The sequence below is a fragment of the Pseudomonas sp. NPDC088368 genome, assembly GCF_044753445.1.
GTDB classification, from domain to species: domain Bacteria; phylum Pseudomonadota; class Gammaproteobacteria; order Pseudomonadales; family Pseudomonadaceae; genus Aquipseudomonas; species Aquipseudomonas bambusae.
This window is the reverse complement of the sequence record NZ_JBIVNG010000007.1, coordinates 90,322-101,435: the sequence shown is the minus strand read 5'-3', so window position 1 is coordinate 101,435 and position 11,114 is coordinate 90,322. Positions and strand designations below refer to the sequence as shown.

Sequence of the window (11,114 nt, the reverse complement as noted above, 5' to 3'; positions counted from 1 at the left end):
TTACAGCAATATGCGTTTAGTATCCGGGATCGACTTCTTTTCGCGAGCCGGCTTCATGTCTATCAACTGGATTTGCAAACACCATACCGCCCTGAGCAAGGAACAGTTGTACGCCATTTTGCAGCTGCGCGCGCAGGTGTTCGTTGTCGAACAGAAATGCTTTTATCAGGATGTCGATGGCCAGGACTTGCTGGGCGATACGCGCCATTTGATGGCCTGGCAAGACGATGAACTGGTTGCTTATCTGCGCCTGCTCGACCCGATCCAGCAGGACGGCGACGTGACCATCGGACGCGTGGTGACTGCCCCATCGATGCGCAACAAAGGCATGGGCCACGAACTCATGGTGCAAGCGCTGGAACACGCCGAACGCAACTGGCCCGATCAACCGATCTATCTGTCGGCGCAGGCGCATTTGCAAGGCTACTACAGCCGCTACGGGTTCAACCCGGTGGGTGAGGTGTACGTCGAGGATGGCATTCCGCACATCGGGATGCGTCGGGATCTGGATTGAGTCTTCTGGCACTACGCGGTCGAACTGTGGGAGCGAATTTATTCGCGATTGGCCAGTACAGCCGATACATCTCTGTCTCCTGGTCTACTTTCGCGAATGAATTCGCTCCCACAGGTGTTCAGCGTCAGTCGCCCGACTCAGGGATAACCCAGCACCGATTTGATCTGCGCCAGATGCTCAGCAATCCAGTGCTTGTCGATCGCGCCCCACTCGCGAATCCGGTACGACCCCGCGTGATTGCGCGCGCCCTCTTCCTGTTCGAACTCACACACGATGTCCAGATCCGCCAACGCAGCGATAGTGTCTTGCGCCGTTCGGCGCGGCATGCCGGTGACGTCGGTGAGGGCCGGGACGCTGCTGGCGATGCCACTGTCGATCAAATACGCCACATACAAGCGGCGGTAAAAGCTGCTTTTGGTTTTGCTGACGTCCATCGTCAGGTCCTTGTCGATGAGAGGTGCGCCCATGCTCTCACCAATTCCAATAACGACCAACCATCACGCCCTCAGCCCTGCATGTCCCGCCACGTCAGGTACACGCGCAGGTCGAATTCCAGCTGGTGATACCCCGGCTGCATGTGCTCGCACAAGTTGTAGAAGGCCTTGTTGTGGTCGCTCTCTTTGAAGTGCGCCAGTTCATGCACGACGATCATCTTGAGGAACTCAGGCGCCGCTTCTTTGAACAGCGAGGCCACGCGAATTTCTTTCTTGGCCTTGAGCTTGCCGCCTTGCACACGCGAAACCGTGGTGTGCAGGCCAAGGGCGCGATGGGTGAGGTCCAGGCGGTTGTCGAACAGCACTTTATCGATGGTCGGCGCGTTGCGAAGGTGTTCCTGCTTGAGGGCGAGCGCGTAGGCGTAGAGCGCTTTGTCGCTCTGCACGTCATGGCGTCCGGGGTAGCGCTGCTCCAGATAATCGCCGAGTTTGTCCTGGGCAATCAGGTGGCGGACCTGATCCTGCAAAGAAGCCGGGTAGGCCTGCAGGTACTTGAGCATCGTTGGTGAGGTGGCGGTCATGTTCTGATCGTGTGGCTCGAAAATGCATCAGTCTACCGCGTCAGCCTTTGCCCAGCAGCGACTCACGACTCGGCAACGTAATCGGCGCGACGAAACTCAAGGCTTCGTCCGGCGTCATCGGATGCGCCAGCAGGAACCCCTGGATGATTTCGCAGCCACTGTCGACGAGCCAGTGATATTGCTCCAGGTTCTCGACCCCTTCAGCGATCACTTCGATATCCAGCAATCGGCACAGATCGATGATGCTGCGCGCTACAGCCAGATCGCGAGGGGAGTTCATCATGCCGCTGATGAAATGCCGGTCGATCTTGAGCGTGTCCAGATCCAGGTTTCGCAGGTGCGCCAGTGAACTGTCGCCTGCGCCGAAATCATCCAGCGACACCCGAACGCCAATGTCGTGCAGGCTTTGCAGCTGTTTACGACTGTGAACAAGGTTGTGGACCAGCGACGGCTCGGTGATTTCCACCTCCAACTGTCGCGGTTTCAGCCCGTGAATCTGGATCGCCCGCTGCAGCTCGGCAGCGAGATTGGGCATGCTGAACTGCGCTGGACTCACGCTCACGCTGATCACCAGGTCATCCGGGAACACCCCCTCCCAACGCTGGCGCTGCGCGGCGCCTTGCTCGTAGATCCAACTGCCCAGTTTGTTGATCAGCCGCGTTTCTTCCAGCAAAGGGATGAACAGGCTGGACGGCACGTCGCCCGCATCCGGGTGGTTCCAGCGCAGCAAGGCTTCAAAACCTCGGGTACGCCCCGTCAACACGTTGATCTGCGGCTGATAGACGATAGAGAAATCCTTGCCCTCGATGGCGGTGCGCACGCTTTCTTCGAGCATCAATCGAGAACGCGCACGGCCATTCATGTACTGGTCATAGAAACGGTATTGATGGCGACCCGCGCGTTTGGCTTCGTACATCGCGATGTCGGCGGCACGCAGCAGGCCATCGAGATTGGTGCCGCAATCCGGGTAAATCGCAATTCCGATGCTCGCGCCCAACGTGGCTTCGATCCCGTCCACCTGACGTCGCACCGATACCCGTTCGATGAGTTTTTCGGCGACTTTGGCGGCGTGTTCGGGGAAGTCCAGCCCATCGACCACGACGACGAATTCGTCGCCACCCATCCGCGCCAGCACGTCATACGGCCGCAAGCATTCCTTCAATTGCTCGGCGACCCAGATCAACACCTGATCGCCCGCGTCATGCCCCAGCGAATCGTTGACGTGCTTGAAGCCGTCGAGATCCAGATAGAGGACCACTAGGTATTTCCCGGCGTTCTCATTGCGCAGCAGCATGCCTTCGACCGTTTGGTAAAAGCCTCGGCGGTTAAGCAAGCCGGTCAATGAATCCGTGACGGCCTGGTGTTCAAGTTGGCTATAAAGGTCTCGCACCACCGACATGTCGAGCACGCTCAACACCATCGCTTTCTGCTCTTCAGGCAATGGCGCGCAAGACAGCGCCACCGGCACTTGCCGCCCTTCAGGGGTGCGCATGATGGCGTCATGAATGCGATAGGTATCAGCGCGTCGGTAGTGGTGATAAAACCCGGACTCTGTCCACTCAGCGACACACGGCTCTTCGAGATAACAGCACAGCTCGGTGCCTCGCAGCTCGCCATCGGTCATGCCCAGCAGCCGACAGATCGCCGGGTTGGCGAAACTGATGATGCCGTCTTCGTTGACCACCAGAATGCCTTCGGCAACGTTGGCCAGCACCGACGCGTTGAACGCCCTCGCCGACTCCAGCTCCCGGCTGAGTTTCTGCAGGGCACGACGGTTGTGCTGCTGCTCCAGTAGCGCCTGAACCTTGGGTTTGAGGATGTTCGGGTCAAAGGGTTTGAAAAGATAATCCACCGCGCCGCTGGCATAGCCTTTATGCACGGCATCTCGGGACTGCTCGTTGGCGGTCAGGAAAATGATGGGGGTCAGGCGCGTTCGTTGGCTGCCGCGCATCAGTCGCGCGACTTCGAAGCCGTCCATTTCAGGCATCTGCACATCCAGCAGGACTATGTCGACGTCCACATCCAGAAGGAGGCCCAGCGCTTCCATGCCGGAACTGGCCGTGACGATTTCCCAGTCCTGTCGCTGCAGGACCGCTCTCATCGTGACGAGATTTTCCGGGTAGTCATCGACTACCAACAGAACCGATTTGCCATTAGGTGGCAGGGGTTGCACGCATTCCATGCTGCTACTCATTACTTCACTGCCCGGTGAGAGGGCTCCGCCCATGATCCGAATGGCCCTTACTCTAGACCCGAATGGGGAAAAGTGAAGCTGGGCCACCGTTATGCCATCTCAAAAGTGTAATCGAACCGACTAACGGTATCAGCCCTGAGGTGCAGACCTGCGCTGGCCTGCGCGGAAATTAGCGGCACATTGACGCTACCCGTTCGACGGTTTCACGTTAACAGGCAGGGACTTGGAACGTATAAGAAGCGCCCCTTTCCGCCTTGCGCCAGATGTTTGACTGGCAATGAGACACCTCGGACGAACTGAACAATGATTGATTTGGGAACCTGGAATCTGAGCATTCCTGTGGGCTCGCCCCCCGCCACCATTGAAACCCGCCAATTGCTTCAAGGCTACGACGGCAAGTACTTCACCTCCAGTGCTTCCAACGTCACCTTCTGGGCGCCGGTCACCGGCACCAAGACCGCCAACGCCAAGTACCCTCGCACAGAATTGCGGGAGACCTGGTCGAACGGCACCCTGCATAACTGGTTCTATCCTGACGCCGACAATTTCCTCACGGCCAAGCTCAAGGTCGTTCAAGTGCCGTCATCCGGCCGCGTCGTGATTGGTCAGATCCATGTATATGAGAGCACCCAGCCGTTACTCAAAGTCGAGTACCAATATCAGGACGCGACCAAGGACGGCATCATTGTCGCCAAGGTCAGGTTTCATCCCACCGACAAGAAAGCGCGCATCTTCACGGTCGCCGAAGGCGTACCACTCAACGAAACCTTCAAGTATCAGATTCATCTGAACAAAGCCGGTTTGCTCAGTGTGAGGGCCAACAACATGTACTGGAACGATCGCATCAGCGCTACGTGGAGCAAACAGCAGCTGTACTTCAAGGCGGGCGTTTATACCCAGGACAACACCGGTTACACCAGCGAAGGCGGCAAGGTGATGTTCTTCAACCTGGATGTGGATCACAACAAAGGTTGAGCTTGCCGTCCGACTGTAGCGGCCAGTCTGCTGGCGAAAGCGTTCCGACAGGCATCGCAATGCATCGGACCCACCGTCTTCGCCAGCAAGCCCGCTGCTAGAGCGACCTTACGCAGCCTTATACTCTTTCTCCGCCGCTTCGAAACGCTGCAACATGCCCGCCGTCGGTCCCTTGCCCAGCACACTGAAGAGCACAATGGCGAGGCTGGCGAAGATGAACCCCGGAATGATTTCGTACAGGCCCAGCAACTCGAAGTGCTTCCAGACGACGACCGTGACGGCCCCCACCAGAATTCCCGCCAGCGCACCGTTGCGGGTCATGCCTTTCCATAGAACGGAAATCAGCACCACCGGCCCGAATGCCGCGCCGAAACCCGCCCACGCGTAGCTCACCAGACCCAGGACTCGGTTCTCAGGGTTCGCGGCCATGGCGATGGCGATCAGGGCCACCAGCAGCACCATTGCACGTCCAACCCAGACCAGTTCAAGTTGAGAGGCACGTTTGCGCAGGAATGCCTTGTAGAAATCTTCAGTCAGGGCGCTGGAACACACCAGCAACTGACAACTCAACGTACTCATGACCGCTGCGAGGATGGCCGACAGCAGCACGCCGGCCACCCACGGGTTGAACAACAGCTTTGCCAGTTCGATGAACACGCGCTCGGGGTTTTCCGTCACAGGCCCGGCGACTTCAGGATGCGCGGAGAAATAGGCGATACCGAAGAAGCCGACGGCCACGGTGCCGCCCAGGCACAGGATCATCCACGCCATGGAGATGCGACGGGCCTTGGCGATCGACTTCACCGAATCGGCCGCCATGAAACGCGCCAGGATATGCGGCTGCCCGAAATACCCCAGGCCCCAGCCCATCAAAGAAATGATGCCGATGAAGGTGGTGTTCTTGAGCATGTCGAAGTGAGCCGGGTCTTTGGCTTCAATGGCCAGAAACGTGGTATCGACGCCACCCGTGGCCAGCAGGACGATGATGGGCGTCAGGATGAGCGCAAAGATCATCAACGTGGCCTGCACGGTGTCGGTCCAGCTCACGGCGAGGAAGCCGCCGATGAATGTGTAAGCGATGGTCGCGGCGGCTCCGGCCCACAACGCGGTTTCATAAGGCATGCCAAACGTGCTTTCGAACAGACGCGCACCGGCCACGATGCCCGAGGCGCAGTAGATCGTGAAGAACACCAGGATCACGATGGCCGAAATGATCCGCAACACGCCACCGGTGTCTTCGAATCGGCTGGAGAAGTAATCCGGGAGTGTGAGGGCGTCGCCGTTATGCTCGGTCTGCACCCGCAGGCGACCGGCCACGAACAGCCAGTTCAGGTAGGCGCCGACGATCAGGCCGATGGCGATCCAGCTTTCCGACAGGCCGGACATGTAAATAGCGCCTGGAAGCCCCATCAGCAGCCAGCCGCTCATGTCCGAGGCACCCGCCGACAGTGCCGTCACAACGCTGCCCAGGCTGCGACCACCGAGGATGTAGTCAGAAAGATTATGGGTGGAGCGATAAGCCATGAGTCCGATCAGGACCATGGCAGCGATGTAGATCACAAAAGTGATCAACGTAGGGTTGCTAATGTTCATCGTCTGTCCATGCCTTGGTGAAAGGAGGCACAACGGGTTGCACCAAAGGCGGGCATCCTAGGGAACTGGACCGAAAAGGTGCAACCTTTCGGAACACTGAGCCGCTCTTTTTCTGAGTCAAAATGTATCCTCTTGGTTTTTATGCGCTTTTTTGAATCATGGATAGCCGAAATAACGCCAAATGACTGTGCTCAAACCCTTTTTCGAGGGGCATCGTGCATTGACGATACCTTTGGAAATATCTTGAAAAAACGGGTTGCACCCGGTTGCACCCAGCCCCAGCCACAAGCTAATCTTGCCCGCAGCGACAGCCACGCCCAATGTGGCTCTGATGAGGACAAGACATGGCGACCACCACCCTCGGTGTCAAACTCGACGACCCGACCCGCGAGCGATTGAAAGCAGCTGCGCAGTCCATTGACCGGACTCCCCACTGGCTTATCAAACAGGCGATTTTCAATTACCTGGAGAAGCTCGAAGCTGGCGCCACCCTCAACGAGCTCAATGGGCTGGTCAGCAAAGACGCCGACGACCACGGTGAACTGCCTGCGGATAACGGCCATCAGGCGTTTCTTGAATTCGCTGAAAGCATCCTGCCTCAGTCAGTGCTGCGCGCCGCGATCACGTCGGCTTATCGTCGTCCTGAGCCTGAAGTCGTGCCGATGCTGCTGGAACAGGCCCGTCTGCCAGTAGCCATGGCAGACGCCACCCACAAGCTGGCCGCGTCGATTGCTGAAAAACTGCGCAACCAGAAGAGCGCCGGCGGCCGTGCCGGTATCGTCCAAGGCTTGCTGCAAGAATTCTCGCTGTCGTCGCAGGAAGGTGTGGCGCTGATGTGTCTGGCCGAAGCGCTGCTGCGCATTCCCGACAAAGGCACCCGCGATGCACTGATCCGCGACAAGATCAGCACCGGCAACTGGCAGCCGCATCTGGGTAACAGCCCATCGCTGTTCGTCAACGCAGCCACCTGGGGCCTGTTGCTGACCGGCAAACTGGTGAGCACTCATAACGAAGCAGGCCTGACCTCTTCGTTGAGCCGCATCATCGGCAAGTCTGGCGAACCGATGATCCGCAAGGGCGTCGATATGGCCATGCGCCTGATGGGCGAGCAGTTCGTGACAGGCGAAACCATCGCAGAAGCCCTGGCCAACGCCAGCCGCTTCGAATCCAAAGGCTTCCGCTATTCCTACGACATGCTCGGCGAAGCGGCGCTGACCGAACACGATGCGCAGAAATACCTGGCGTCGTACGAACAGGCAATCCACTCCATCGGCAAGGCCTCCCACGGTCGTGGCATTTACGAAGGCCCGGGCATCTCGATCAAGCTCTCGGCCCTGCATCCGCGTTATAGCCGTGCGCAGTACGAGCGGGTGATGGAAGAGCTGTACCCGCGCTTGCTGTCCTTGACGCTGCTGGCCAAGCAGTACGACATCGGCCTGAATATCGACGCCGAAGAAGCGGACCGTCTTGAGCTGTCACTGGACCTGCTGGAACGCCTGTGCTTCGAACCGCAACTGACCGGCTGGAACGGCATCGGCTTCGTCATTCAGGCCTATCAAAAGCGCTGCCCATACGTGATCGACTACGTGATTGACCTGGCCCGTCGCAGCCGCCATCGCCTGATGATCCGCCTGGTGAAGGGCGCGTACTGGGACAGCGAAATCAAGCGTGCTCAGGTCGAAGGACTGGAAGGCTATCCGGTCTACACCCGCAAGGTGTACACCGACGTGTCCTACATCGCCTGCGCCCGCAAATTGCTGTCGGTGCCGGAAGTCATTTACCCGCAATTCGCCACGCACAACGCCCACACGTTGTCGGCGATTTATCACATCGCCGGTCAGAACTATTACCCCGGCCAGTACGAATTCCAGTGCCTCCATGGCATGGGGGAACCTCTTTACGAACAAGTCGTGGGCAAGGTCGCTGACGGCAAGCTGAATCGACCGTGCCGCGTGTACGCTCCGGTTGGCACACACGAAACGCTGCTGGCGTACTTGGTACGTCGCCTGTTGGAAAACGGCGCCAACACTTCTTTCGTCAACCGCATCGCCGACCAGTCCATTTCGATTCAGGAATTGGTGGCCGACCCTGTTTCCAGCATCGAGCGCATGGCCACGCAGGAAGGCGGCTTTGGTCTGCCGCACCCACGCATTCCGCTGCCTCGCGATTTGTATGGCAGCGAGCGCGCCAACTCGGCGGGCATCGACATGGCCAACGAACACCGTCTGGCGTCGTTGTCGTCCGCACTCTTGGCCACCGCACACAACGACTGGAAAGCCCTGCCGATGCTGGGCAGCCCGGTCAGCGCAGGCGCTGCAAACCCTGTGCTGAATCCATCCGACTTGCGTGACGTGGTGGGCCATGTTCAGGAAGCCAGTCTGGAAGACGTCGATAACGCCCTTCTGAGCGCCCTGAGCGCCGGTCCGATCTGGCAAGCGACGCCACCGGCCGAACGCGCCGCGATCCTGGAACGGGCCGCTGATTTGATGGAAGCCGACATCCAGCCCCTGATGGGCCTGCTGGCTCGCGAAGCAGGCAAGACCTACGCCAACGCCATCGCCGAAGTGCGTGAAGCCGTGGACTTCCTGCGTTACTACGCCGTGCAGGCTCGCAACGATTTCACCAACGACGCCCACCGTCCACTGGGTCCGGTGGTCTGCATCAGCCCGTGGAACTTCCCGCTGGCGATTTTCAGTGGTCAGGTCGCCGCAGCATTGGCCGCAGGTAACCCGGTATTGGCCAAGCCGGCCGAGCAAACCCCGCTGGTCGCGGCTCAAGCCGTGCGCATTCTGCTGGAAGCCGGTATTCCTGAGGGCGTGGTGCAATTGCTGCCAGGTCGTGGCGAAACCGTCGGGGCCCGCCTGGTCGGCGACGATCGCGTCAAAGGCGTGATGTTCACCGGTTCCACCGAAGTCGCCCGCCTACTGCAACGCAACATCGCCGGTCGTCTCGACTCGCAGGGCCGTCCGATCCCGCTGATCGCCGAAACCGGCGGCCAGAACGCGATGATCGTCGATTCCTCAGCCCTGACCGAACAGGTGGTGATCGACGTGGTGTCCTCGGCCTTCGACAGTGCGGGCCAGCGTTGCTCTGCATTGCGCGTTTTGTGCCTGCAGGAAGACTCCGCCGACCGCGTCATCGAAATGCTCAAGGGTGCCATGGCCGAAAGCCGTCTGGGCAACCCGGAGCGCCTGTCCGTAGACATTGGTCCGGTGATCGACGCCGAAGCCAAGGCAGGCATCGAGAAACACATCCAGGCCATGCGTGACAAAGGCCGTAACGTGTACCAGGTGGCGATCGCCGACTGCGATGAAATCAAGCGCGGCACCTATGTGATGCCAACCCTGATCGAACTGGACAGCTTCGACGAACTGCAACGCGAGATCTTCGGCCCCGTGCTGCACGTCGTTCGCTACAAGCGCAAGGAACTGGACCAACTGATCGGCCAGATCAACGCCTCGGGCTACGGTCTGACGCTGGGTGTCCACACCCGGATCGATGAAACCATCGCCAAGGTGATCGACTCGGTGAATGCCGGCAACATGTACGTGAACCGCAACATCGTGGGTGCCGTGGTCGGCGTGCAACCGTTTGGTGGGGAAGGTCTGTCGGGCACCGGTCCGAAAGCCGGCGGCCCGCTGTACCTGTATCGCCTGCTCTCGACTCGCCCTGCCGACGCCGTGCAGAAATCGTTCGCTCAAGGCGACGCCGCGACGAAGCCTGACGTGCGCCTGCGCGACAACCTGCTCAAACCGCTGACCGCGTTGAAAGCCTGGGCGTCGAGCCAGCAACAAGCGGAACTGGAAGCGACCTGTGATCAGTTCGCCGAACAATCGCAAAGCGGCATCTCACGACTGCTGGCAGGCCCGACCGGCGAGCGCAACAGCTACACCATCCTGCCCCGTGAGCACGTACTGTGCCTGGCCGAAGACGAAGCCGACCTGCTGACGCAACTGGCCGCTGTACTGGCCGTCGGCAGCACCGCCATCGTGCCGGACACCGAGCTCAGCAAGCAGCTGTACAAGCGCCTGCCGAAAGACGTGCAGGCGCGCATTAAACTGGTGAGCGACTGGAGCAAGGACGACATCGCCATCGAAGCCGTCCTGCACCACGGCGACTCCGACCAGCTGCGCGCCATCTGCGAGCAAGTCGCTCAGCGTGCTGGCGCCATCATCGGCGTTCACGGCTTGTCCAAAGGTGAAACCGGCATTGCGCTGGAGCGTTTGGTGATCGAACGGGCGTTGAGCGTGAACACCGCCGCGGCAGGAGGGAATGCGAGCTTGATGACGATTGGGTAAACGCTGAGCTATCGCGCTTCCTGCCTGGGAGCGCGTATTCAACGGATACACTCCTACTCACACCCAGCATGCGCCCATTACGCTGAAGCGTGGAGGGCTTGACGGCTCGCCCATAACGTCCAGACCTTCAAGCACTCGGACAGAATAAGCAGCAATAACAGCAAACCAATCCCATATCGCTCTTTCAGGTCTGGCCCCATAAATACGATGGAGACGGACGGAAGGAAGAACATTAATCTAAAAGGAACCTGAAAATAGGCCACCCACTTCGCAAGTCGACACCGGTGTAAAAACAGACAGCAGCTCAAGATGATTGACAGCTCTATCCCCCACGTCAGCATCACCAGCACTTTCGCATAGACGCCATGCACCGCAACCAACTCCATGCCGCTTCTGAAGTCGTCCAGATAAGGCACTCTCCCTGCTATCAGGCTAAACACGATATATCGGGCGATATAAATAGCATCAAATACTCCCCATCCAAGGTAAATTCTTTCGGCAGACAGCTTTAACCGAAGCATCGGC

At 59.1% G+C, this 11,114-nt stretch carries 8 protein-coding genes; 3 read left to right on the top strand and 5 right to left on the bottom strand.

What is annotated here, in order from left to right; translation table 11 throughout:
• Positions 1 to 55: 55 nt before the first annotated feature.
• On the top strand, positions 56 to 514 hold the full coding sequence (locus tag ACIQAL_RS16705) for a GNAT family N-acetyltransferase (RefSeq protein ID WP_166596086.1): 459 nt from the start codon (positions 56 to 58) through the stop codon (positions 512 to 514).
• A 137-nt stretch (positions 515 to 651) separates the two neighbouring features.
• Here ACIQAL_RS16705 and ACIQAL_RS16700 read toward each other — a convergent pair whose 3' ends face one another.
• From ACIQAL_RS16700 to ACIQAL_RS16690, 3 genes are all read right to left on the bottom strand, one after another.
• Positions 652 to 948 (bottom strand): helix-turn-helix domain-containing protein, encoded by a 297-nt coding sequence (locus tag ACIQAL_RS16700; RefSeq protein WP_401147844.1) that lies wholly within the window; start codon positions 946 to 948, stop codon positions 652 to 654.
• 71 nt (positions 949 to 1,019) lie between these two features.
• Positions 1,020 to 1,508, bottom strand: coding sequence for a M48 family metallopeptidase (locus tag ACIQAL_RS16695; protein WP_401147841.1), 489 nt, complete (start codon positions 1,506 to 1,508; stop codon positions 1,020 to 1,022).
• A gap of 61 nt (positions 1,509 to 1,569) precedes the next feature.
• Positions 1,570 to 3,711, bottom strand: coding sequence for a putative bifunctional diguanylate cyclase/phosphodiesterase (locus ACIQAL_RS16690; protein ID WP_401147331.1), 2,142 nt, complete (start codon positions 3,709 to 3,711; stop codon positions 1,570 to 1,572).
• A gap of 315 nt (positions 3,712 to 4,026) precedes the next feature.
• Between ACIQAL_RS16690 and ACIQAL_RS16685 the strand changes: the two genes are divergently transcribed.
• Positions 4,027 to 4,698 (top strand): polysaccharide lyase family 7 protein, encoded by a 672-nt coding sequence (locus ACIQAL_RS16685; RefSeq protein ID WP_401147329.1) that lies wholly within the window; start codon positions 4,027 to 4,029, stop codon positions 4,696 to 4,698.
• 108 nt (positions 4,699 to 4,806) lie between these two features.
• Here the strand turns inward: ACIQAL_RS16685 and putP are convergent, their stop codons facing one another.
• Positions 4,807 to 6,291, bottom strand: a complete 1,485-nt coding sequence (gene putP / locus ACIQAL_RS16680) for a sodium/proline symporter PutP (protein WP_401147327.1) — start codon at positions 6,289 to 6,291, stop codon at positions 4,807 to 4,809.
• Between the two features lie 344 nt (positions 6,292 to 6,635).
• Here putP and putA point away from each other — a divergent pair, with 344 nt between their 5' ends.
• A complete protein-coding gene (gene putA / locus ACIQAL_RS16675; protein ID WP_401147324.1) occupies positions 6,636 to 10,589 on the top strand; it encodes a trifunctional transcriptional regulator/proline dehydrogenase/L-glutamate gamma-semialdehyde dehydrogenase in 3,954 nt (1,317 codons plus the stop codon).
• Between the two features lie 77 nt (positions 10,590 to 10,666).
• On the opposite strand, the gene ACIQAL_RS16670 is transcribed toward putA, so the two are convergent.
• Positions 10,667 to 11,110, bottom strand: a complete 444-nt coding sequence (locus tag ACIQAL_RS16670) for a hypothetical protein (protein WP_401147322.1) — start codon at positions 11,108 to 11,110, stop codon at positions 10,667 to 10,669.
• Between the last annotated feature and the right edge of the window lie 4 nt (positions 11,111 to 11,114).

Bases quoted from the DNA above. Each gene is read 5' to 3' on its own strand.
- ACIQAL_RS16705 (WP_166596086.1), top strand. From the start codon at position 56: ATGTCTATCAACTGGATTTGCAAACACCATACCGCCCTGAGCAAGGAA.
- ACIQAL_RS16700 (WP_401147844.1), bottom strand. From the start codon at position 948: ATGGACGTCAGCAAAACCAAAAGCAGCTTTTACCGCCGCTTGTATGTG.
- ACIQAL_RS16695 (WP_401147841.1), bottom strand. From the start codon at position 1,508: ATGCTCAAGTACCTGCAGGCCTACCCGGCTTCTTTGCAGGATCAGGTC.
- ACIQAL_RS16690 (WP_401147331.1), bottom strand. From the start codon at position 3,711: ATGGAATGCGTGCAACCCCTGCCACCTAATGGCAAATCGGTTCTGTTG.
- ACIQAL_RS16685 (WP_401147329.1), top strand. From the start codon at position 4,027: ATGATTGATTTGGGAACCTGGAATCTGAGCATTCCTGTGGGCTCGCCC.
- putP (WP_401147327.1), bottom strand. From the start codon at position 6,291: ATGAACATTAGCAACCCTACGTTGATCACTTTTGTGATCTACATCGCT.
- putA (WP_401147324.1), top strand. From the start codon at position 6,636: ATGGCGACCACCACCCTCGGTGTCAAACTCGACGACCCGACCCGCGAG.
- ACIQAL_RS16670 (WP_401147322.1), bottom strand. From the start codon at position 11,110: ATGCTTCGGTTAAAGCTGTCTGCCGAAAGAATTTACCTTGGATGGGGA.